The organism is Collinsella tanakaei, assembly GCF_016902615.1.
Lineage (GTDB): Bacteria > Actinomycetota > Coriobacteriia > Coriobacteriales > Coriobacteriaceae > Collinsella > Collinsella tanakaei_A.
In genome coordinates this window covers 69773-92859 of sequence record NZ_JACJMB010000001.1, presented here as the reverse complement: position 1 = coordinate 92859, position 23087 = coordinate 69773, and the positions used below count along the sequence as shown (strand labels likewise).

Sequence of the window (23087 nt, the reverse complement as noted above, 5' to 3'; positions counted from 1 at the left end):
CCCATGTCCTACATAGAGTTCCACGATGTCGTCAAGCGATTCGGCGACAACACCGTCCTCGACCACATCAGCTTCGGCATCGAGAAGGGCGACCTGGTGACGCTGCTGGGCCCTTCGGGCTGCGGCAAGTCCACGCTGCTGCGCTGCCTGTCCGGCCTGGAGCAGGTGAGCGAGGGCAGCATCCTGCTCGACGGCGCGGACATCACCGACGTGCCCGCGTCCAAGCGCAACATCGGCATGGTATTCCAGCAGTACTCCCTGTTCCCCAACATGAACGTGGAGCAAAACATCGCCTTCGGCCTCAAGATGCAGAAGGTCCCGCAGGATGTGATCGACCGCAAGGTGCGCGAGGCGATCGACATGGTCGAGCTCACCGGCAAGGAGAAGGCCTACCCGGCGAATCTCTCCGGCGGCCAGCAGCAGCGCGCGGCGCTCGCGCGCTCCATCGTGACCGAGCCCGCGGTGCTTCTGCTCGATGAGCCGCTTTCGGCCATCGACGCCAAGCTGCGCCGGTCTTTGCAGGCGCGCATCCGCGAGATCCAGCAGGAGCTGAACCTCACCACGATCTTCGTGACGCACGACCAGGACGAGGCCATGGTGATGTCCGATGTGATCCAGCTGTTCCATGCCGGGCGCATCGAGCAGGCCGGCACCCCGGTGGAGGTCTACACCAAGCCCGTGTCCGAGTTTGCCGCGAGCTTCATCGGCAGCTACAACCAGCTCGCGCGCGACGAGTTCCAGGCCATGACGGGCGCCTCCGTCCCTGCGGGCCATGTGGTGGCCGTGCGCCCGGAGACCATCGCCATCACCGCCGACAGCCCGGCGGACGTCGCCGGGTGCCACGTGGTGCGCGGCACGGTCGCGGGCAGCACGCCGCGCGGCAACGTGCTGCGCTACACGGTGCGCGTGGGCGCGGTCACCCTGCGCGTCGACGCGCTGTTCCGCAGCTTCCATATGTTTGAGCCCGGGCAAGACGTGTACCTGGCCATTCCCGAGCACGACTGCCTGTTCATCCCCGCCGGCGCCCTGCGCGACGCCGCGTAGCCGCACGCCCTTCCTGCACGCGGGCGCCCCGCTGCCAGGGGCGCCCGCGATCCACTTGGGCCGGCGCCGCCGCATGCCCGCCGCGCCGCGCACCCGCCGCAGGGCGGGCCGGCTCGCGTCTGCGCGCGCCTGCCCGGCTGCCGCCCCTTCTTTTTTCGCATACGAATCGAGGTCCCATGCCTTTCTCCAACCGGATTGCCCTGCCGGCCGATACCCCGCGCTACAAGGGAAACCTCCATGCGCACAGCACCGTGTCCGACGGCCGCTTGACCCCCGCCGAGGTCGCGGCCGATTTCCACGCGCACGGCTACCAGTTCCTGTGCCTGTCCGAGCACGACCGCTATACCGATTTTTCCGCCGAGCTCGACCGCGAGGACTTCATCATCCTGCCGGGGCTCGAGGCCTCCGCCGTGCTCTACGACGACATCCATGCGCGCAATCGGCTGAAGGTGCACCATATGCACGGGATTTTGGGCACCGACGAGATGGTCGCCGCCGCGCCGCGCCGTTTTTCGCACATGGACTACGTGCATCCTTTGGAGCGCTTCGGCACGTGGGACGGCCTTGTGGTAGCGCAGCAGCTGGGCGACTATCTGGCCGCGCACGGCTGCGCCGTGACGTACAACCATCCGCTGTGGAGCCGCATCGAGCCCTATGACGTGCTGGGGCTCAAGGGGATCTTCGGCATCGAGGTATACAACTACGACACCGAAAACGAGGGCGGCGACGGGGCGGATACCGTGTACTGGGACCTCATGCTGCGCCGCGGGGCGCGCGTGGGCGGCATCGCCGCGGACGATTCGCACCACGTGCTCGCGTTCGACGACATGTTCGGCGGCTGGGTCGTGGTGTGCGCGCCGGAGCTGACGCGCAGCGCGATCGTGCGGGCACTCATGGCGGGGGAATACTATTCCTCGGCCGGTCCCGAGGTGCGCTCCTGGGGCGTGACGGACGGGTGCGCGTGGGTCGATTGCAGCCCATGCGAGCGCGTGACCCTGGTGGCCGGCGGGCCCATCGGCGGCAACCGTACGGTCATCGCCCCTGCCGGCGAGTTGATGGAGCACGCCGCGTTCGAGCTGCGCGGCACCGAGACCTACGTGCGCCTGGAATGCACGGACGCGCGCGGCCGCCGCGCCTGGACCAACGCCCTGTTCGCAGACTAGCGTGCAAGCAGGGGCCGATCGAGGGCGGGTCGCATTTGGTTGACTCTGATCGGCCAAACGCGGCCCGCCCCCGATTGGTCCCCGGTGAAAAACCTCTGCCCTGATTTCTCGCGCCGCTACAATGGCAGCATGACAGCTTTTGCGAAAGGACACCTCCCATGACAACGCCCCTTCCCGCGCGTTCCATCGTGGACACGCACACCCACACGCATTTTTCCGACGGCGTGGGCACGTTCGAGGAAAACGCCGCCGCCGCGCTCGCGGCCGGGTGCCGCGTGCTCGTCTCGACCGATCACCTTACGCTGCCGCAGGTCATGGACCCTGCGGGGTCGGTTCAGGTGGTGGAGGGGGAACTCGCTGCGCACCGGGCGGCGTGGGGGGCCGCGCGCGACGCCCATCCGGACCTCGAGTTCATCTACGGCTTCGAGTGCGACTGGTACGAAGGGTGCGAGGAGAACATCGCCCGCTGGAGCGCCGGTGCGCAGGTGCGCCTGGGGTCGGTGCACTGGCTGGGGTCGCAGGATGGCGGGGCATGGATTGATGATGCCACGGACCAGCACATCTGGGAGGAGCTCGGCCCCGACGAGGTGTGGCGCCGCTACTGCGCCACCTGGTGCTCCGCCTGCGCGTGCGATCTGTTCGACACGATGGCCCATCCCGACCTTGCCATGCGCTTCGTGAACGCCGGCTTTGCTCCCACCATCGACTTGGCGCCGCTGTGGGACGAGATGGTCACCTGCGCGCGCGACACGGGCAAACGCGTGGAGCTTTCGACTGCCGGCTGGCGCAAGGGCGTGGGGGACTACTATCCCGCGCGCGGCCTGCTCGAGCGCTTCTGCCGTGCCGGCGTGCCCATCACGGTGGGCTCCGACGGCCATGTGCCGGGCGACATCTGCGACGGCATCGCCGCAGCCTACGACCATGCGGCGCGCATCGGGTACCGCTCGGTGGAGGTCCCGCGCGCCGACGGCTCCTGGGAGGCCATGCCCATCGTGTAGCGCCGGCCAGGTGCCCTTCGCTGCTCCTCTTTTTGCAAAGCGTGTCATCGGCGACGATTGGAAGCGGAAATCGCCCGCTCATCGTCACCGATGACGCGCTTTGTTGGAAGACGGGGATTACGCGCCGGAAGCCGCGTCTCCCGAATACCGCCCGTGTGCCGCAGCATAGAAAAAACCGCCCCGAATCGCATCCGGGGCGGTTGCAAAAGCCGATGGCAAAATGAGGACCCGATAGGCTAGGACTTCTTCTCCACCTTGGTGCCGCAGCGCGGGCAGGTGACGCGGATGCGGCCCTTGCCGCGCGGAACGGAGAGCATCTGGCCGCAGTTCTTGCACTTGAAGTACATCGTGGTCTTGCGGTTCTCCCACATCTTCTGTGCGGTGCGCTTCTTGCGGTCGAAGTCGCTGGCGCTGCCGCGGGAGCCGGAGCCCGCGTGAGACGCGCCGCCTTGGCCGAACGGGAGCTTGGCGGTGAGCTCGCGGAACTTGTCGTTTTCACGCTCGCGGGCCGCGATGTTGGTGGAGAAGACGCGGTTGAGGGCCACCGCCACGATGATGAGGGCGATCCAGCCCAAAGGAGAGAGCGAGAAGATCGATCCGATGAGCGCGAGCACCATGCTCAGGGCGCCGAGCGCGGTGGTCAATTCATCGACGCCGCGTCGACCGTTCATAAAATCCTGCATTGTCTCTAGCCTCGTTTCATAGCAGTCAAACGAACATGCACTAGTTTACCCGTTTTCTCGCCCACGCCAGCCTCTTCTGTCACATGGGCACAAGTTTCGTGAAAGGTTAAGGCCCGAGGGTGTTGGGTTTTGCGCCCCAAACGTGCCCTCGGGCCTCTTCGGCTCGGCGCCCGGCGGGTGCGGGCGGATGCGTGCATGCGCTATTTTGCCAGCTTGTCGATGATGGCCTCGATCTCTTTGAGCTTGTCTTCCTTTTCCTGCTCGTCGCCGGTCTCCATGGCCGTGCGCACGCAGCCCTCCATGTGCGCCTTGAGCACGTCGGCGTTGATGCGCGCGAGCAGCGATTCGGTGGCCATGAGCTGGGTGGAGATGTCGACGCAGTAGCGGTCGTCCTCCACCATGCGCAAGATGCCGTCGATCTGCCCGCGAGCGGTTTTGAGCAGGCGCGTGATGCGCGCGCGGTCGGCCATCATGGCGCTTACGCCGCCTGGATCTCGACGACCTTGAAGCTCTCGCCCGCGCCCTCGATGGCGGCGGTGAGCGCCTCGGTCGTCACGGTGTCGTCGCACGAGACCTCGACGACGTTGACCTCGTGGTCGGCGTCGGCGTCGGTCACGCCGGGAACGTTCATGAGCGCGCTCTCCACGGACGCGTCGCAGTGGCCGCAGTGCAGGCCCTCGGTCTTGATCGAATACTTCATAGCTCTTCTCCTTTCTGAACGGCCTCTTCAGATGCCCGATCTTGCCTTTCAATCGTCGGTCGCCGCGCACGAGGCGTGCTCCCTCCTCTTTTAAGGCAACCTCAGGCATCTGAAGAGGCCTGGTTACCCTTGCTGATGGCGCCCCATCTTGGGGCTCAGGCCGGCCTGGTTGACCCGGTTGCATCGGATGCCCGATCTTGCTATTCGATCGTCGGTCATCGCGCACGAGTCGCCTCTTCCTCATCCCGGTCAATCGCGGGCATCTGGCGGGGCCTGGTCGCCTTGGTCGATGGGACGGCTTGCCGCAGAGTCCACGCCAGCCCCGTTGACCCCGGTTGTCCTGGTTGCCGCCGGACCCCTCCCTATTCTCCCACGGATTTGGGGCGGAAGGTGCGCAGGCGCAGGGCGTTTGTCACCACGCAGACGCTCGACAGGCTCATGGCGGCGGCGCCGAACATGGGCGACAGCTGCCAGCCCAGCACGGGGTAGAGCACGCCGGCGGCAAGCGGGATGCCCAGGCTGTTGTAGAACAACGCCCAGAACAGGTCCTGCTTGATGTTGCGGATCACCGCGCGCGAAAGCTCGATGGCGCGCGCCACGTCGAGCAGGTCGCTGTGCATGAGCACCACGTCTGCGCCCTCCTTGGCCACGTCCGCGCCGGCGCCGATGGCAAGCCCCACGTCAGCGCGGGCCAGGGCGGGGGAGTCGTTGATACCGTCGCCCACCATGGCCACGGTGTGCCCGTGCTCCTGCAGCTCGCGCACGCAGCGCTCCTTGTCGGCGGGCATCACGTCGGCGATCACGGCGTCGTCGGCCAGCCCGACGGTGCGCGCGATCGCGCGGGCGGTCAGGCGGTTGTCGCCGGTGAGCATGACGGCGCGCACGCCCAGGCACCCAAGCGCCTCGATGGCGGCGCGGCTCGTGGGCTTGACCTCGTCTGCCACGGCGATGGTGCCCACGAGCTCGCTGTTTTTCGCAAAGAACAGCGGCGTCTTGCCCGCGCGGGCGAAGGCCTCAAGCTGCTGCCGGTCGACCTCGATGCCAAGCTCGGCCATGAGCTGGGCGTTGCCGGCGGCGATGGGGCTCTGCCCTTCGCGCGCGGTCACGCCGCGCCCCGGCACGGCGGCGAAGTCGGCGACGGGGCGCGCGACGATGCCGCGGGCGTCCGCCTCGGCCATGATGGCCTCCGCCAGCGGGTGCTCGCTCGACTTCTCGAGCGCCGCCGCGAGCTTCAGCAGCTGCTTTTCGCTCATCGCCGAACCGTCGGCGCGCCGCGCGGGCAGGATGTCGGTCACGGCGGGGCGGCCCTGCGTCACGGTGCCGGTCTTGTCGAGCACGACGGTGTCGACGGTGTGGAGGGTCTCGAGTGCCTCGGCGCTCTTGAACAGCACGCCCATCTCGGCGCCCTTGCCCGTGCCCACCATGATGGCGACCGGCGTGGCGAGGCCGAGGGCGCACGGGCAGCTGATGACCACGACGGCCACGCCGGCGGTGAGCGCCTCGTTGATGTTTTGCGTGAGCACCATCCAGATGATGAAGGTTACGAGCGCGATGACGAGCACGACGGGCACGAAGACGCCGGCGACCTTGTCGGCGAGGCGGGCGATGGGGGCCTTCGTGGCGTTCGCGTCCTCGACGAGCTGGATGATCTTGGCCAGGCTCGTGTCAGCGCCCACGCGCGTGGCGCGGAACGTGAAGGCGCCGGTGCGGTTGATGGTGGCGGCGTGCACGGTGTCGCCCGGGTTCTTCTCCTGCGGGATCGACTCGCCGGTGAGCGCGCTCTCGTCGATGGCCGAGGTGCCCTCGAGCACGATGCCGTCGACGGGGATCGACTCGCCGGGGCGTACGCGCACGGTGGCGCCAACCGGGATCGCGTCGACGTCGACGGTGGTCTCAGTGCCGTCGGCGGCGACGAGCGTGGCCGTCTTGGGCGCGAGGTCGATGAGCGCCTCGATAGCAGAGCCGGTCTTCGACTTCGAGCGCGTCTCGAGGTACTTGCCCACGGTCACGAGCGTGAGGATCGTGCCGGCGCTCTCGAGGTAGAGGTTGTCCATGGCGGTGGCGGCGGCGCCGTGGACGTCGCCGTAGGCAAGCTGGTCGGCCATGACGAACATGGCGTAGATGGACCAGGCGACGCTCGCGGTGGCGCCGATGGCGATGAGCGCGTCCATGGTGGGTGCCCGGTGGGCGAGCGACTTGAACCCGTTGATGAAGTACGCGCGGTTCATGCACAGGATGGGCAGAAGCAGCATGAGCTCGGTGAGCGCGAGCGTCATCGCGTGGATGTGGTCGGTGAACACAGCGGGCAGCGGCCAGCCGAGCATGTGGCCCATCCCGATGTAGAACAGCGGGATGAGGAAGACGATGGAGACGATGAGACGCGTCTTCATGGATGCCGCGGCCGCCTCGAGCTTCTTGGTCGGGCTCTCGTGATGCGCCGCGCCCGGGCCCGCTGCCGCGCCCGCCTGCGCGACGGTGCCGGTGTCGACGGGGGTGGCCGAGTAGCCGGCGCGGTCGACGGCGGTGCAGATGTCATCGGGCGAGACCTGGTTCTCGTCGAAATCGACGGTCATCGAGCCGGAGAGCAAGTTGACCGAAACGTCCTTGACGCCGGCGAGGCTGCAGACCGCCTTGTCCACGTGCGCCTGGCACGCGGCGCAGGTCATGCCTCCGACGTCGAATTTCTCGTGAGCCATGGTGGCTCCTTTCGTGTAGATCCCAACGGGTGTGCGAACACCCCCTGGGGGTATTGATTATGCCCATCGTACCTATACCCCCCGGGGGTGTCTAGTCCTTTTCAGGCAATATGTGAGACGTCACTGCGCGTTCATGCTGCCCGCGTCCCCTGCATTCGTTCGCTCACGGGGGCGCTCATGTGCACGGCGGCCCCGTGGAGGTGTCGTGCCCGTATAATGTGGAGCGTCTGCTCCAAGGAGGTTCTTATGCTAAAAGCTCGCGATGTGCTCCATGTGGCACCCGTGCGCGCGGCGGCCGTCGCCATAGCCTGTGCACTCGCCCTCGTCGCACCGGCCGACGCGTTCGCCGAGCGCATCGACGACGAGGTCGCCGTCGCGTTCACCAACGACATCCACTGCGCGGTCGACGGCGATGCGGGCAAGACGATCGGCTATGCGGGCGTCGCCGCCTTCGTCGACGATCTCGAGGAGGCCTACGGAGACGCCAACGTGACCGTCGTCGATGCGGGCGATGCCATCCAGGGCGGCCCGGTCGGCCTACTGACGGAGGGCGAGGCCATCGTCCGCCTCATGAACGCGGTGGGCTACGATGTCGCCGTGCCCGGCAACCATGAGTTCGACTACGGCATGCAGCGCCTGCTCGGGCTCGTCGAGCGGTCCGACGCCACCTATGTGTCCTGCAACTTCGTAAGCCTCGCTTCAGGCGAGACGGTGTTTTCACCCTATACCATCGAGACCTATGGGGCCGCTCCGGCGGCGGGGGATGCCGACGGCGTGCTCAAGGTGGCCTACGTGGGCATCACCACGCCCGAGACGCTGAGCAAGTCTTCGCCGGCCTCGTTCACCGACGATGCGGGGACCTATCTCTACGGCTTTTCCGAGGACCCGACGGGCGAGGCACTCTATGCGCGGGTGCAGGCCGCGGTGGATGCGGCTCGTGCCGCCGGGGCGGACTATGTGGTCGCCGTGGGGCATCTGGGGCGCTCCGGCATCACCGACCGGTGGACGAGCGATGCGGTGATCGCCCACACGACCGGCATCGACGCCTGCATCGACGGCCATTCGCACGAGGCCTACGTGACGAGCGTCGCGAACAGGGACGGCGAGCAGGTTCCGCTCGCCCAGACGGGCACCAAGCTCGCCGCGGTGGGCGAGCTCACCGTCGACCCCGACGACGCGGACGGCATCGTCATGAGCTTCGAGCTCGTGACCGCTGCCGACTTCACCCGGACCGCCCCCGACGTGCAGGCCGAGGTCGACGCCGTCGACGCCGAGCTTGCCGACGAGCTCGACCGTGTCGTGGGCGAAAGCACCGTCGGCCTGGTGAGCGAGGACGCGCAGACGGGCCTGTATGTGCGCCTGGGCGAGACCAACATGGGCGATTTCGTCGCCGATGCGTACCGTGCTGCAACCGGCGCCCAGATCGCGATCGTCAACGGGGGCGGTGTGCGCTCGTCGATCCAGGCCGGCCCGATCACCAATAGCGACCTGTACGGCGTGCAGCCGTTCGGCAACGAGCTCAGCATGGTCGAGGCGACCGGTCAAGAGATTCTGGATGCGCTCGAGATGGGCGTCTCCAAGTATCCGGAGGCGAGCGGCGGCTTTCTGCAGGTGTCTGGTCTGACGTATGCGGTGCGCACCGATATTCCCTCGTCGGTGGAGACCGACGACCACGGCGCCTTCGTGCGCGTGGCGGGCGAGCGGCGCGTGCATGACGTGCACGTCGGTGGCGAGCCGATCGATCCCGCGCGGACCTACACGCTCGCAAGCCACGGGTATCTGCTGCTCGAGGGCGGCGACGGCATGACGATGTTCAAAGACTGCCCGGTGCTGCTCGCAAACGCGATGACCGACGTCCAGGGTCTGATGGCCTACCTTGCCGATGACCTTTCCGGCGTGGTTTCGGACGCCTACGCGGACCCCGCGGGATCGGGGCGTATCGTGCTCACGACGGGGGAGGGTGGAGTAGCGCCGGAACCCGCACCCGCACCGGACCCCGACCTGAAACCCGCACCCGACCTCGATCCGGAACCCGCGCCGGGTGAGGGGTTGGCGTCCGCCGCGACAGCGCCCGGCACCACGCAGGCGGACGAGCCGACGGTGCTGCCTGAGCGCGAAGCGTCCGGCGCGGGCAGTCTGCCCCAGACGGGCGACGCGGGGTTCGTGGGCGTCGCGATGGCCGGCGGCCTGGGCGCCCTCTGCGTCGCCGGCGGCATCGTGCTGCGCGTGCGCCGCAGGCGCGCGTAGGTGGTCGGAAGGGGCAGCGTCCCTATTCCAGAAGGATGCGAGGCGAGCGGTCGGCGGCTTAGGCTGCCGGCCGCATGTTGCGTATGCCCGCAGCGGGTCTGTCCTCGTTATTCGTGGTGTTCGGGTGTTTCCATCGCTTTCCCACAGGGTTTATCTGCACAGTTCGTATACTTTCGTTCAGCGGATCCTGCTCCATCGCGCATATCAGATAGCGGGTGACGGCCTGTATCGGGCGTTGCACGGCATCGGCGCGAACCGCTGCATGCGTTTACACGTTTTGATGTTTCACGGCGATCGCGCCGTGCAGAATGGACTGTGCATTTATGCCTACAACTGAACAGAACTCTCCGGCGTTTGCCGACCTCGGGCTTTCCGAGACCGTGCTCGCTGCCGTGACCGACATGGGCTACGAGATGCCCACGCCCGTCCAGGCGGCATCCATCCCGGAGGTGCTCGCCGGCCGCGACCTGCTCGCCGCCGCCCAGACGGGCACGGGTAAGACGGCGGCCTTCCTGCTGCCGACCATGGACCGTCTGCCCCATGTGGCGCCCCCGGCGAAGAAGGGCGCGCGCGGACGCCGTCGCGCCAACGCCGCCAAGGGCCGCGGACCCCTCATGCTCGTCATCACCCCGACGCGCGAGCTCGCGCAGCAGATCGAGGAGGTCTGCCACGCCATCGCCGCACGCACGCGCCATGTCGCCGTCACGGTCGTGGGCGGCGTGGGCTACGTGCCGCAGAAGCAGGCCCTCGCCCGCGGTTGCGACATCCTCGTCGCCACGCCGGGACGTCTGGTCGACCTTATCGAACAGGGCTCGGCGCGCCTCGACGAGGTCTCCGTGCTCGTGCTCGACGAGGCGGACCGCATGCTCGACATGGGCTTTTTGCCCCAGGTGCGCCGCATCGTCGACGAGTGCCGCACCGAGCGCCAGACGCTGCTGTTCTCAGCGACGCTCGACGAGAGCCGCGTCGGGTCCATCACCGATCTGGTGCGCGACCCCGCGCGCGTCGAGATCGCCCCGGTGACCTCGACGGCCGATACGGTCGAGCAGTATGTGCTGCCCGTCTCGAACGATGCGAAGAACGGAGCGCTGACCGCCGTCCTCAAGAAAGAGGGGCCCGAGCGCGCCATCGTGTTCGTGCGCACGAAGCGCCGTGCCGACACCTGTGCGCGCAGGCTCTCCCGTGCGGGCATCACCTGCGCGGCGATCCACGGCGACCGAAGCCAGGCCCAGCGCGAGCGCGCGCTGCGTGATTTCCGCGAGGGCAAGGTACAGGTGCTCGTGGCGACCGACGTGCTCGCCCGCGGCATCGACATCACCGACGTCCGCTACGTCGTGAACTTCGATGTGCCGGAGGAGCCGACCGACTACATCCACCGCATCGGCCGTACCGGCCGCGCCGGCGAGGAGGGCTGGTCGCTCACGTTCGTCACGCGCGAGGACGTCGCGGAGTTCTACGACATCGAGGCCCTGATGGGCAAGACGGCCGAGCTCTACGACGCGGACGACATCAGCGTGGGCGAGAACCCGCCGGCTGTCGACCCCGATCGCGTGCCCGCCAAGCATCCTGCCGGCAAGAAGGAGAAGAAGCGCCGTCGCGCCCGCGCGAAGAAGGCTTCCGAGCGCCGCGAGCGCCCCGCCCGCGAGCGCCGTCGCGCCCCGCGCCAGCGTGATATCGAGCGCCGTGCCGCCCGCGATGTCGCCCGTGCGGAGGCGGGGGAGGGCGCCTCGCGTCCCTCTTCGCGCAAGCGTCCCGGACGCGTTCGCGTGCATGCCGATGACGCGGTGGCCGCCCCGCGCCCCGAGCGCGACGAGACGCCGCGCGGCAATCGCGCCGCCCGTCGTGCCGAGCGCTTCGGTGAGGGCGCATCCGAGCGCCCGGAGCGCCGCGATCGCAGCGCCGATCGCGATGCCGATCGCTCGAAGCGCACGTCGCATGGCGGACGAAACGGCGGTCGCGGCAGCCATGCGGGCGCATCGCACGGCTCGGCGTCCCGTTCGGGCCGCAGCAACGACTGGCGCAACTATGACGAGGAGCCCTCGCGGCGCCGACAGGGAGGCACGCGCGGCGGTCGAGACAACCGCGGCGGCTACGGCCAGCAGAATCGCAACCGTTCGGGTCGCCGTCCCGGCGACCGCGGCGGGCAGCGATAGCACCGAGATGAAGGGGCCACGGAGCGTGGCCCCTTTTTTGTTGACGGTATCGTGGAGCGCGGCCGTCGACTCGCCTGCGTATGGAGCATTTGCATCGCGGGGATACTGTCTCAGAGGTGATACATGATGGGCGATGCTCGTTTCGATAGGCAAGATCTCGGCGCTCCGGCGCCGCTTTCTGGCGACCGTCCCCGCGGGGCCCATTTCGCTCCTGTGGAGGCTTCTGCGCCGCGCGCGTTCGATGCGCTCGCAGTTGCTCAAGGTGCCGCGGGACCGCGGGTACTGCCGCCCAGACCATCCGATGCGCCCCGTTCGCGGACGCTCAACGCCGTGATGTGGCTGCTCGCCGCGTTCGGCGCCTTTGCCGCCGTGCTGGCGACCCAGCTGCTCTTCACGCTGGTGAGCTCGGTTGTCGTCGTGGTCTTCTCCCTTGCGGTCAATCAAAGCTTCTCGTCCGATGAGCTTATCGGCACCTATATAGGGCCGATCATGCTCGTGAGCCAGATGGGCTGCCTTGCGGTCTTTCTGCCATGGTGGCGCCATCTGCGCGCAAGCTCGCTGATCGCCTTGCGGCATCCCGCTGGACGTCCGACAGCGGTCTCGATAGCGGCGCGCCTCGTGGCAATTGCGCTCATGGGGGTGGGTCTGCAGCTGATCTTGAGCTACGTGTTGACGTTTCTGCTGCCGCTCGCGCCCGACCTCCAGACGGAGTACATTGAGATCATAGACGATCCGGTGTTGAGCGACCTGACCGTCTTGTCACTTCTGGTCACGGCCATCGGCGCTCCCGTCACCGAGGAGCTTGCGTGCCGCGGCGTCATCTTCGAGTGCGTGCTGCGCGCGGTCTGCCCCGCGTGTGCCGCCCGCTGGCGCGATGCGAAGTGGTGCCGAGAGACGGGCGAGACCCCGCGCCCGGTGCCCGCGGTGCCTCCGGCGCGTTTTTGGATCGCAAACGCCCTGCAGGCCCTGCTGTTCGGCGTGCTGCACCTGAATATCGTGCAGGGCACGTATACGTTTCTGCTCGGCATGCTGTTCGGCTGGGTCGTATGGCGCACGGGCAGCCTCGCATGGTCGATGATCCTGCATCTCGCCATCAACTTCTGCTCGTTTTTCGTGGTCGAGCTCTCGGGTGCGCTCGAGTTCGCCGGCGTGCCCGTTGCCGTGGTGCTCGCGGTGCTGATCGCCGTCGCGGGCCTGGTGCTTTTCTCGCTGGCGAGCGCGCGCTCGCGCGCCAGGCGCGAAGGCAGTGCGGGTAGGCGGTGAGCCGCGGCGCGCTTGCGCTTCGATACGGATCGCGACCATGGCGGTGCACTGGAATGGATACGGGTCCGGGCGTGCGGGGCACGTCCGGACCCGCTGGTTTGCTTTCATGTGCTGAGGGGCACGCGCTTGGACAAAAACGCGCCGAGTGGTACGTATGCAGCGCTGCGCCGTAGCTCTCCGTAAGGAGCGATGAATAATTATCGTTCGCTACCTGCATATATCATATAGCCGATAGATAATTATCTGGTCTTGTGGACCAATATTTTCCTATCAAGTCGGTGAGGAGTCCCACTCAAGCCGTTTTTGTCCACGGTCGTCGAAGCTTTCGATGCATGCGCGAAAACCGGTGCATAACGAAGTCATCAGACGGCTCCAGACGGCTTAGCCCCTGCACGCGCGGGCGGCTTCGCTTCCCCATGCCGCGGGCCGTGCCGCGGGCTAGCGGCGGCGTCCTCCGCGTGCGCCCTCGCGGCCCTGGGCCGCTCGGTTCCTGCCGTGCGGGGCCGCGCCCGACGGGCCGCGCCCACCCGCATGCTTTCCTCCGGCGAAGCCCTTGCGGGAGTCGCCATGGCCACGCTTGGAGTCCTTGCTGCGCCCCGGCGCCTGCTGCCCTTTGCGCTTCGTCGCAGCGTTACGCTCGCCGGGGCGGGGTGGCACGGGGCGGATGAGGCAGTTCTTCCCGTACCCGATCAGGTCCTCGCGACCGGCGCGCTTGAGCGCCTCGCGGACGAGCTTGTAGTTTTCCGGCTTTCGGTACTGGATGAGCGCACGCTGCATGGCCTTCTCGTGGGGGTCGCGCGCCACGTAGATGGGCTCCATGGTGCGCGGGTCGACCCCGGTGTAGTACATGCAGGTCGACATCGTCGACGGGGTGGGATAGAAGTCCTGCACCTGCTCGGGCATGTACCCCATGTCGCGCACGGCCTCGGCGAGCTCGACGGCCTCCTTCATCGTGGAGCCGGGGTGGCTGCTGATGAGGTAGGGGACGACGTACTGCTCCAGCCCGCAGCGCTCCGAGATCTCGCGGAAGCGCTGGCAGAAGGCGTCGTAGACGGCGCGGCTCGGCTTGCCCATGACCGAGAGCACGGTGTCGCTCACATGCTCGGGGGCCAGACGCAGCTGACCGCTCACGTGATGGCGCACGAGCTCTTCCAGAAACGCATCGGAGGGGTCTGCCATGGCGTAGTCGAAGCGGATGCCGCTGCGCACGAACACCTTCTTCACGCCGGGGAGGTGCCGCAGGTCGCGCAGCAGCTCGGCGTAGCCGTCCTCGTCGACGACCATGTTGGGACAGACGGTCGGCCATAGGCAGCGGCGGTTCGTGCACACGCCATACTTCGCCTGCTTGTCGCAGGCGGGGCGGAAGAAGTTTGCCGTCGGCCCGCCGACGTCGTTGATGTAGCCCTTGAAATCGGGGTCGCGCGTGAGCGCCTCCGCCTCGCGCATGATGCTCTCGCTGCTGCGCACCTGCAGCATGCGTCCCTGATGGAACGTGAGGGCGCAAAACGAGCACTCGCCGAAGCACCCACGGTTCGACGTGATGGAGAATTTGACCTCCGAGAACGCCGGCACCCCGCCCGCCGCGTCGTAGTCGGGATGCCAGGTGCGCGCGTAGGGCAGCTCGTAGACGGCGTCCAGCTCTTCGGTCGTAAGGGGCGATGCCGGCGGGTTCTGCACGACGTAGACGCCGTTCGGGTAGGGCTCGACGAGCCTGCCGCCCGTGATGGGGTCCATGTTGCGGTACTGGACGGCGAAGCTCCGCGCGTACGCGACGCGCTCGGCGGAGAGCTCGTCCCATGAGGGGAGGAGCTCGTAATCGTAGACCTCGGCGAGCGCATCCGCCCCGCCGCTCACGCGGTAGACGGTGCCGGGCACGTAGGTGATCTGCTCGATGGGCAGGCCCGCGGCAAGCGCGTCGGCGACCTCGACGATGGCGTGCTCGCCCATGCCGTACAGCACGAGGTCGGCGCCGGAGTCGAGCAGGATGCTGCGCTTCAGCGAATCGGACCAGTAGTCGTAGTGCGCCAGGCGCCTGAGGCTCGCCTCGATGCCGCCGAGCAGGATGGGCGTGTGCTTGAACGTGCGCCGGATGAGGTTGCCGAAGACCGCGGCGGCGTGGTTCGGGCGCGCCCCGGCGACGCCGCCGGGCGTGTAGGCATCGGTCTTGCGGCGGTGCTTGGCCACCGAGTAGTGGTTGACCATGGAGTCCATGTTGCCGGCGGACACGAGGAAGGCGAGACGCGGCTCGCCGAGCGCGGCGATGCTCGCGGGGTCGCGCCAGTCGGGCTGGCAGATGACGCCCACGCGGTAGCCATGGGCCTCGAGCACGCGGGTGATGATCGCCATGCCGAACGACGGGTGGTCGACATAGGCGTCGCCGCAGATGAAGACGAAGTCGCAGGCATCCCAGCCACGCGCGTCCATGTCGGCGCGCGATACGGGAAGAAACTGCGAGCGGTCTGCCATGGGTGCTCCTATCGTCTGACGGCGCGTGCGTCGCCTGCCGGTTGTATGGAAACGCTTTCGCATCGCGTTCGGCATGGTGCTCCCGGCCGCGAAGGCCGCCGGTCGGCGTTTCCCTGAGGGAATACTTTCCCGAATTGTACCAATTTCATTTCCGGGGCCCATGCGTTTGGAGGGGCGTGCACGATTACGCTACGCTTCGACCTCGGGCGCGACGGGCGGCAGGTGCCCGTCGGGTTGCGAAAGGGGGTCGCGTCTTCGTGCAGCGGGCGAAGCAGATATCGGATTCTATCGAGCTGGGCATCATCCTGGCGCTTGCGGGTGGGTTCATGGATGCCTATTCCTACATGGCGCGCGGGCAGGTGTTCGCGAACGCCCAGACGGGCAACATCCTGCTATGCGGCATCCATCTGTCCGAGGCGGATCTCGCGGGTGCCGTCCACTATGCGCTGCCGGTCGCGTGCTTCGCGACGGGCATCGCGCTCGCTGACCTCGTGCACTGCCGCTTCGCGAACGTTTTGCACTGGCGGCAGGTCATCGTGCTGCTCGAAGCGGCGGTCTTCGTCGCGGTCGCGTACATCGGCCCCGATATCGTGGCGAACTGCCTGGGGTCGTTCGCATGCGGCATGCAGGTCGAGTCGTTCCGCAAGATCCACGGGCACGGCATCGCCACGACCATGTGCATCGGCAACCTGCGCTCCGCCGTGCAGAGCGTGGACGACTACCTTATCAACCACGAACGGGGTTTCCTCGAAAACGGGCTGCTGTATTTCGGGACCATCGGCTGCTTCGTGGCCGGTGCGGTCCTCGGCAACTGGTTCGTCGAGCGCCTGGGGCACCGCGCCATCATCGCGTGCTCGGTTTTGCTGCTCGCGGCGTTCATCATCATGTTCATCGACCGCGAGCACGCTCGCCCGCGTGCGGTCGCCCGCGGGTAGGGGGAAGCGGATGTTCGCGCACAGGCATCTGCGCGCCTGCCGCTGTCGGGGGTGAATCGTACCGTCCGCCCTGCTCGTGGCCACGCGGCGGTCCGCCGGACTGAATTGGCACGGTATCATGCGATACGATATGCCGATTTGTATCGAAGGACCCCCTATGGACCACGAGCAGAACCGGGGCACCGCGGGCATTCGCGAGGCGCTCGAGCAGGCGCAGGCGCACCTGTCGCATCCCCATCGCACGCGCGTGAGGCACCACAACCATATGGCGGTGCCCTGGCACGAGGTGATCGACTGCGACGACATGCTCGCCGTCGACGCGGATATCGATGACAAGAGCTCCATCATCTGCCGTGCCGGCCTGCTGAAACTCGCGGGCGGGACGGGAAGCTGGCGCGTGCGCGACTGCATGAACAAGATCGCCGAGGTGCTGGGCGTGACCATCTCCGTCGCGGTGAGCCTGACGACGATCGAGTGCACCTGCATCGATGGGCATCGGAGCTTCTCGGAGGTCCTGTCGCTGCCGACGACCGGCGTCAACACCGAGCGCATCTGGCTCATGGAGCAGTTCGTGCGCGAGGCGCAGGCGGACGGCCACACCTGGACGGTCGCCGAGTTCCACGACCGGATGGATGCCATCGAGCGCAAGCCCGGCCGGTACGCGCCCTGGAAGGTGGGGCTGGCGTCCGCCGCCGCATGCTGCGCCTTCGTGTTCCTTTTGGGCGGCGGCCCCATCGAGATGGGCTGCGCCTTCGTGGGTGCGGGCCTGGGCAACTACGTGCGCCGGATCCTGCTCGACTGCCGTCTCACGCATTTCGTGTCCATCGGTATCGCGGTCGCCGTGGCGTGCCTGGTCTACCTCGGGTGCCTGTCGGTGCTCTCTCTCGCGGTGCCCGGTGCGCTCGAGCACGAGGCGGGCTACATCGGCGCCATGCTCTTCGTCATCCCGGGCTTCCCGCTCATCACGAGCGGGCTGGACATCGCCAAGCTCGATTTCCGCTCCGGTATCGAGCGGCTCTCGTATGCCGTCGCCGTCATCATCGTGGCGGCGCTCGTGGCCTGGCTCGTCGCCATGACGGTGGAGCTGCATCCCGATGAGTTCGCCGACCAGGGCCTCACCGCACCCGTGCTGTTCTTCTTGCGCCTGCTGGCGAGTTTCGTGGGCGTGTTCGGTTTCTCGATGATGTTCAACTCGCCGATGCGGATGGCCGCGACCGCGGGTGCGGTGGGCGCCATCGCGAACACATTGCGCCTGTCGCTCGTGGACTTCGCCGCGATGCCGCCCGAGGCGGCAGCGTTCGCCGGTGCGCTGGTGGCCGGCCTGCTCGCCTCGGCTGCGGGCACGAGGACGACGTTCCCGCGCATCTCCATCACCGTGCCCTCCATCGTGATCATGGTGCCCGGCCTGTATATGTACCGAGCCGTGTACTACATGGGCATGTTCGAGGTGCTCGACGCGATGGAGTGGATCATGCGCGCGGTGATGATCATCCTGTTTTTGCCGATGGGCCTCGCGCTCGCGCGCGCCATCACCGACCCGGAGTGGCGCTACTGCTCATAAGGGCTGCCTGGAATCTAGCGGCACCGCACGCCTTACTGCCGGACGGGGGCGGGGACGGGCCGCGTCGCGGGGAGCCCGGCGGCGCGGCCCGCTCGAACCTTCGCCTCCCGGGGGACTTCCCGTGCGCTAATTCGTTTTATCGCTGGCGAAACGGTGTCGGCGGCAGCGTTTCCGGCATGCGGACGGCGTCTCGCTCCATTGCCGCTCGGCGGCGAAAACATGCCGCTCGCGGATTGCGAAAACTCTTTTCGCAGGATTGAAATACACCGGCAACAGTTTTCGTTTTTGCCCTGAGGGGTTGGTCGTACACTGTCTTTTGCATAGATGCGTCCAACGGTTTCGTGCCGGTGGGCGCGCAATATGCGGACAGGTCCTGCCCGCAGGTATCAAGGAGGCATACATGGCTAACCGCATCGTTTTGAACACCATCTCCTATCATGGCGCCGGCGCCATCAAGGAGATCCCGGGCGAGATTGAGCGCCGCGGTTTCAAGAAGGTCTTCGTCTGCACCGACCCCGACCTCGTGAAGTTCGGCGTCGCCGCCAAGGTCACCGACCTGCTCGACGAGGCGAACATCGCGTGGAGCCTGTACTCCGAGATCAAACCCAACCCCACCATCAAGAACGTCCAGGACGGCGTCGAGGCCTTCAAGGCCGCTGAGGCCGACTGCATCGTGACTATCGGTGGCGGCTCCGCCATGGATACCGCGAAGGCCATCGGCATCATCATCAACAACCCCGAGTTCGCTGACGTGCGCTCGCTCGAGGGTGTCGCGCCCACCAAGAACCACGCCGTGTTCACCATCGCTGTGCCCACCACCGCCGGCACCGCGGCCGAGGTCACCATCAACTACGTCATCACCGACGTGGAGAAGGTCCGCAAGTTCGTGTGCGTCGACACCAACGACGCCCCCGAGGTCGCCGTCGTCGATCCCGACATGATGGCCACCATGCCCGCCGGCCTGACCGCCTCCACCGGTATGGACGCGCTGACCCACGCCATCGAGGGCTACACCACCCGCGGCGCCTGGGAGCTCACCGACATGTTCCATCTGAAGGCGATCGAGCTCATCTCGAAGAACCTGCGCGACGCCGTGGCCGAGGCCAAGAGCGGCGAGCCAGGCAGCGGCCGCGAGGGCATGGCGCTTGCCCAGTACATCGCCGGCATGGGCTTCTCCAACGTCGGTCTGGGCATCGACCACGCCATGGCGCACACCCTGTCCGCGCACTACGACACCCCGCACGGCGTTGCCTGCGCCATGCTGCTGCCGATCGCCATGGAGTTCAACAAGCCCGTCGTCGCCGAGCGCCTGGCGGACGTGGCCGTCGCTATGGGTGTCGACACGACCGGCATGTCGACCGACGAGGCCGCTGACGCCGCCATCGCCGCTGTGCGCCAGCTCTCCGAGGACGTGAATATCCCCAAGACCTGTGACGCCATCACCGCGGACGACCTCGACCAGATTGCCGACGACGCGCTCGCCGACGCCTGCTACCCGGGCAACCCGCGCGACGCCGACCACGCCACCGTCGTGGAGCTCTTCCGCAAGATCATGAAGTAGTCTGCGCTTGCGCATGCATCGGTCTTCCGAACAGGCGGCCGGCCCCTCCTCAAGACGGGCCGGCCGCTTTTTTCGTATTGGGGACGCTTATGCGCTGGAGATGTTCGTGGATGTGCGCCGCCTGTGTGCCGCGCGTATGGTCGGCGGCTTCTACGCGGACGCGCCCGCGCTCACGACGGTGCCGCCGCCGAGCACGACCCCGCCGTCGTAGATGACGACGGCCTGCCCGGGCGCGATGCCGCGTTGGGGGACTTCGAAGTCGATGCGCACGTCGCCGGCGGCGCCGCGCGAAGCGTCGACGAGGCGGGCGCGTGCCGGCTGGTCGGGCTGGTGGTAGCGGATCTTAGCTGCCACGGGCACACCGGCATCGGCGGCGTCTGCGAGCTGGGTGTCCATGGCGTCTGCCGGCGCGCTCCAGATCCAGTCCCGGGCGATAAGGGTATCCGCCATGAGGTCGCGCTCGTCGCCGAGCGTGACCGTGTTCGCGTGCACGTCGATGCCGCAGACGTAGAGGGGGTGCGCGGCGGCGACGCCCAGACCGCGTCGCTGGCCGATGGTGTAGCGCAGCGCCCCGGCGTGGCGTCCGATGACCTCGCCCGCCGTGTTCAGGATGTCGCCTGCGGGCAGCGCCTCGTGCCGCCTGCGCTCGATATAGGTGGCGAAGTCGTTTCGCGGCACGAAGCAGATGCCCTGGCTGTCCGGCTTGTTCGCGGAGACGAAGCCCTGTTCGGCGGCGATGCGCCGGACATCGCGGTCTTTGACAAGGCCGCCCAAGGGGAGCAGCACATGCGCCAGGCGCTCCTGGGTGAGGGAGTAGAGCACGTAGCTCTGGTCCTTCGCGCGGTCCGCGCCTTGGGAGAGTGTCCAGGCGCCAAGGGTGCCATCGGGAGCCTTTCGGCGCGCAACGCGGGCGTAGTGGCCGGTCGCCACGTAGTCGCACCCCAGTTCGCGGGCGTAATCGAGCAGGGCGCCGAACTTGAGGTAGCGGTTGCAGTCGATGCAGGGGTTGGGCGTGCGCCCGTCCTCGTAGGTGCGCACGAACTTGTCGACGACCCGGCGCTCGAACGTCGCGCGCATGTCGAGCACGTGATGGGGAAATCCGAGCTCGTGGGCGACGGACGCCGCGTCGTCGGCATCGCGCGACGATCCGCAGGCACCCTCGGTCGAGACGGCACCGTCGTGCAGCAGCATGGTCGCGCCGACGCACTCGTAGCCCTGCTGCTTGAGCAGGTAGGCGGTCACGCTCGAATCGACGCCGCCGCTCATGGCGACCAGGACGCGACGGTTGTGGGGCATCGGTTTCCCTTCTGTTTGTAAGCGTGCGGCGACGGGCGCCCTCGGTGCTCTCATACCGCTGCGCCATGGATGCGTATCCGGTGCGCGGCAGCCGCCTGCGCCGCATGCGCTTGGCGAGGGCGGCTGCCGCTTCGCCTCGTCAATCGAACAGGGCGCACGACAGGTAGCGCTCGCCGGTATCCGGCAGCAGGCAGACGATGGTCTTGCCGGCGTTGTCCTCTTCGGCGGCGAGCTCGAGCGCGGCGGCGAGTGCGGCGCCCGAGGAGATGCCCACGAGCACGCCCTCGGTACGGGCGAGCTTGCGCGCGCAGGCAAGGGCGCGCTCGTCGGTCATCGTGATGACGCGGTCGTAGACGGACGTGTCGAGCACTTCCGGCACGAAGCCGGCGCCGATGCCCTGTATGCCGTGCGCGCCGGCGTGCCCCTCGGAAAGGACCGGGGAGCCCGCCGGTTCGACGGCCACGACCTCGACGGCGGGCTTTTGGCGCTTGAGATAGCGCCCGACGCCCGTCACGGTGCCGCCCGTGCCGGCGCCCGCCACGAAGATGTCGACGGCGCCGTCGGTATCCCCCCAGATCTCGGGCCCCGTGGTGGCCTCGTGCGCGGCGGGGTTCGAAGGGTTGGTGAACTGGCCCGCGATGAAGCTGCCGGGAATCTCGGCTGCGATCGCCTCGGCGCGCTCGATGGCGCCCGCCATGCCGCGCGCCCCCGGCGTGAGCACGACCTCGGCGCCGTATCCCTCCATGAGCTTGCGGCGCTCGGGGCTCATGGAATCGGGCATGGTGATGATGAGGCGGTAGCCGCGCGCGGCGGAGAGCGCGGCGAGGCCCACACCGGTGTTGCCGCTCGTGGGCTCGATGATGGTGCAGCCGCTGTGGCGGGCGATCTTTCCGGCGGCCTCGGCGTCGTCGAGCATCTGGCGCGCGACGCGGTCCTTTACCGAGCCCGCGGGGTTGAACAGCTCGAGTTTCGCGAGCACGCGGGCGCCAAGCGATAGCTCGGACTCAAGGGCGGTCAGCTCGAGCAGGGGGGTGTGGCCGATCAGCTGGTCGACCGATGTAAAGACGTGTCCCATGGGGCGCCTCCTTGTATACGTGGGCCGCGACGCGGCGTGTTGTCACTTCATTGTAGGGAGAGCTTGCGGTGCGTGCTCGCATACCTACCCGATTTAACAGCGCTCCATGCACCCGGTGCGTCGTCGGCATTCCGCAATGTCGCACGTGGTTGCGCAAGCAGGGTGTCGGTCCGATGATCGGTACCGTCCGATACGGCTGGTGCGTGCCCTGCACGGCCAAAATACCGACCCTCTCTAAAAGAACGCGACTCATGCGCACCGCTCAGATTGAATTTGGTATGCTGATGCCGTGGACGTTCAGAGAGGGGGAGTTGGCCATGCTGGTTTCTACAAAGGGGCGCTACGCGCTTCGCGTCATGGTCGATCTTGCTGAGCATCAAGCCGACAGCCGCATCCCGCTGAAGGAGATCGCGGAGCGTCAGGGCGTGTCTGAAAAGTACCTCGAGAACATCCTCTCCACGTTAGTGAAGAACAAGATGCTGTCCGGCATGCGCGGCAAGGGCGGTGGCTATCGGCTGACGCGTCCTGCCGAGGAGTACACGGTCGGCGAGATTCTGCGGCTCACCGAGGGGAGCCTGGCGCCGGTGTCGTGTCTGGAGGGCGGCCGCCACGGGTGCGACCGGGTGCAGGAGTGCGCGACCATCGGCGTGTGGGCCAAGCTGGACGAGATGATCTCGACCTACCTCGATAGCGTGACGGTGGCCGATTTGGTGGCCGGACCGCGCGGCCTGCCCGAGTAGGGCGAGCGTAACGGATGGCGTGACCCGCCACAGAAAAGCGCCAAGCATCTGCAGCCTGGCGCTTTTTCACGTGATGGCGAGCGAGGAATGCCCTGACCGGCGTTTCTCTAGTTGTCGGCGCCCAGGACCGAACCCAGAAGCGCGCTCACGATACTCACGATGATGGCTCCCAGAATCGCGGGGCCGAACCCGGAGATGGCGATGCCCGCGCCGAGCAGGTTCACCGAAAGCGAGCTCGCGAGGGTGAGCATGAACCCGTTGATGACGAGCTGGAAGATGCCGAGGGTGAGGCAGGTCACCGGCAGCGAGATGAGGGTCAACAGCGGCTTGACGAGCGAGTCGACCAGACCGAGGAACAGCCCCGCGAGCGCGAAGCACACCCAGGGCTCTGCCGGGCCGTAGGGCTCGATGCCGGGGATGAGGAAGGCTGCGATGGAGATCGAGATGGATGTGAGCAGCCAGTTGAGAATGAACTTCATGGCGGAAAACCCTTTCGCTTCGTGACA

Annotated in this window: 18 protein-coding genes; 10 read left to right on the top strand and 8 right to left on the bottom strand. The window is 67.4% G+C overall.

Annotation, left to right across the window (positions count from 1 at the left end; all coding sequences use genetic code 11):
- Nucleotides 1-3 precede the first annotated feature (3 nt).
- The 3 genes from H6A21_RS00395 to H6A21_RS00385 all read left to right on the top strand — a co-directional run bounded on the left by H6A21_RS00395 (nucleotide 4) and on the right by H6A21_RS00385 (nucleotide 3205).
- Nucleotides 4-1044, top strand: a complete 1041-nt coding sequence (locus H6A21_RS00395) for an ABC transporter ATP-binding protein (RefSeq protein WP_204559619.1) — start codon at nucleotides 4-6, stop codon at nucleotides 1042-1044.
- Between the two features lie 176 nt (nucleotides 1045-1220).
- Complete coding sequence (locus H6A21_RS00390; protein ID WP_204559618.1) at nucleotides 1221-2207, top strand: PHP domain-containing protein; 987 nt, start codon at nucleotides 1221-1223, stop codon at nucleotides 2205-2207.
- A 158-nt stretch (nucleotides 2208-2365) separates the two neighbouring features.
- On the top strand, nucleotides 2366-3205 hold the full coding sequence (locus H6A21_RS00385; RefSeq protein WP_204559617.1) for a PHP domain-containing protein: 840 nt from the start codon (nucleotides 2366-2368) through the stop codon (nucleotides 3203-3205).
- Between the two features lie 236 nt (nucleotides 3206-3441).
- Here H6A21_RS00385 and H6A21_RS00380 read toward each other — a convergent pair whose 3' ends face one another.
- The 4 genes from H6A21_RS00380 to H6A21_RS00365 all read right to left on the bottom strand — a co-directional run bounded on the left by H6A21_RS00380 (nucleotide 3442) and on the right by H6A21_RS00365 (nucleotide 7284).
- A complete protein-coding gene (locus H6A21_RS00380; protein ID WP_239462526.1) occupies nucleotides 3442-3876 on the bottom strand; it encodes a zinc ribbon domain-containing protein in 435 nt (144 codons plus the stop codon).
- 212 nt (nucleotides 3877-4088) lie between these two features.
- Nucleotides 4089-4361: a metal-sensing transcriptional repressor gene (locus tag H6A21_RS00375; RefSeq protein ID WP_204559615.1), complete on the bottom strand. Its 273-nt coding sequence runs from the start codon at nucleotides 4359-4361 to the stop codon at nucleotides 4089-4091.
- Nucleotides 4362-4366: 5 nt separating this feature from the next.
- Nucleotides 4367-4588 carry a heavy-metal-associated domain-containing protein gene (locus tag H6A21_RS00370; protein ID WP_204559614.1) on the bottom strand — a complete coding sequence of 74 codons (222 nt, stop codon included), beginning with the start codon at nucleotides 4586-4588 and terminating at the stop codon, nucleotides 4367-4369.
- 362 nt (nucleotides 4589-4950) lie between these two features.
- Nucleotides 4951-7284 carry a heavy metal translocating P-type ATPase gene (locus tag H6A21_RS00365; protein WP_204559613.1) on the bottom strand — a complete coding sequence of 778 codons (2334 nt, stop codon included), beginning with the start codon at nucleotides 7282-7284 and terminating at the stop codon, nucleotides 4951-4953.
- A gap of 246 nt (nucleotides 7285-7530) precedes the next feature.
- Here H6A21_RS00365 and H6A21_RS00360 point away from each other — a divergent pair, with 246 nt between their 5' ends.
- The 3 genes from H6A21_RS00360 (at nucleotide 7531) to H6A21_RS00350 (ending at nucleotide 12947) form a co-directional block, all read left to right on the top strand.
- Nucleotides 7531-9531 (top strand): 5'-nucleotidase C-terminal domain-containing protein, encoded by a 2001-nt coding sequence (locus tag H6A21_RS00360; RefSeq protein WP_204559612.1) that lies wholly within the window; start codon nucleotides 7531-7533, stop codon nucleotides 9529-9531.
- 323 nt (nucleotides 9532-9854) lie between these two features.
- Nucleotides 9855-11684, top strand: coding sequence for a DEAD/DEAH box helicase (locus H6A21_RS00355; protein ID WP_239462525.1), 1830 nt, complete (start codon nucleotides 9855-9857; stop codon nucleotides 11682-11684).
- Between the two features lie 333 nt (nucleotides 11685-12017).
- On the top strand, nucleotides 12018-12947 hold the full coding sequence (locus H6A21_RS00350; RefSeq protein ID WP_239462539.1) for a CPBP family intramembrane glutamic endopeptidase: 930 nt from the start codon (nucleotides 12018-12020) through the stop codon (nucleotides 12945-12947).
- Nucleotides 12948-13385: 438 nt separating this feature from the next.
- On the opposite strand, the gene H6A21_RS00345 is transcribed toward H6A21_RS00350, so the two are convergent.
- Nucleotides 13386-15413, bottom strand: coding sequence for a YgiQ family radical SAM protein (locus H6A21_RS00345; RefSeq protein ID WP_239462524.1), 2028 nt, complete (start codon nucleotides 15411-15413; stop codon nucleotides 13386-13388).
- Nucleotides 15414-15670: 257 nt separating this feature from the next.
- Between H6A21_RS00345 and H6A21_RS00340 the strand changes: the two genes are divergently transcribed.
- The 3 genes from H6A21_RS00340 to fucO all read left to right on the top strand — a co-directional run bounded on the left by H6A21_RS00340 (nucleotide 15671) and on the right by fucO (nucleotide 19470).
- Nucleotides 15671-16348 carry a DUF1275 family protein gene (locus H6A21_RS00340; RefSeq protein WP_204559608.1) on the top strand — a complete coding sequence of 226 codons (678 nt, stop codon included), beginning with the start codon at nucleotides 15671-15673 and terminating at the stop codon, nucleotides 16346-16348.
- 157 nt (nucleotides 16349-16505) lie between these two features.
- Nucleotides 16506-17909, top strand: a complete 1404-nt coding sequence (locus H6A21_RS00335; RefSeq protein WP_239462523.1) for a threonine/serine ThrE exporter family protein — start codon at nucleotides 16506-16508, stop codon at nucleotides 17907-17909.
- A gap of 400 nt (nucleotides 17910-18309) precedes the next feature.
- The gene (gene fucO / locus H6A21_RS00330) at nucleotides 18310-19470 is read left to right on the top strand and encodes a lactaldehyde reductase (RefSeq protein ID WP_204559606.1); all 1161 of its coding nucleotides are present in this window, start codon (nucleotides 18310-18312) and stop codon (nucleotides 19468-19470) included.
- Nucleotides 19471-19620: 150 nt separating this feature from the next.
- Here the strand turns inward: fucO and mnmA are convergent, their stop codons facing one another.
- Both mnmA and cysK read right to left on the bottom strand, forming a co-directional pair.
- Entirely contained in the window at nucleotides 19621-20766 is a 1146-nt protein-coding gene (mnmA, locus tag H6A21_RS00325) for a tRNA 2-thiouridine(34) synthase MnmA (protein ID WP_204559605.1), read from the bottom strand.
- A 139-nt stretch (nucleotides 20767-20905) separates the two neighbouring features.
- Nucleotides 20906-21841, bottom strand: coding sequence for a cysteine synthase A (gene cysK, locus H6A21_RS00320; protein ID WP_204559604.1), 936 nt, complete (start codon nucleotides 21839-21841; stop codon nucleotides 20906-20908).
- Nucleotides 21842-22158: 317 nt separating this feature from the next.
- On the opposite strand from cysK, the gene H6A21_RS00315 reads away from it, so the two are divergent.
- A complete protein-coding gene (locus H6A21_RS00315) occupies nucleotides 22159-22581 on the top strand; it encodes an RrF2 family transcriptional regulator (protein WP_204559603.1) in 423 nt (140 codons plus the stop codon).
- A gap of 107 nt (nucleotides 22582-22688) precedes the next feature.
- Here the strand turns inward: H6A21_RS00315 and H6A21_RS00310 are convergent, their stop codons facing one another.
- Entirely contained in the window at nucleotides 22689-23060 is a 372-nt protein-coding gene (locus H6A21_RS00310) for a phage holin family protein (protein ID WP_204559602.1), read from the bottom strand.
- Nucleotides 23061-23087: the final 27 nt, after the last annotated feature.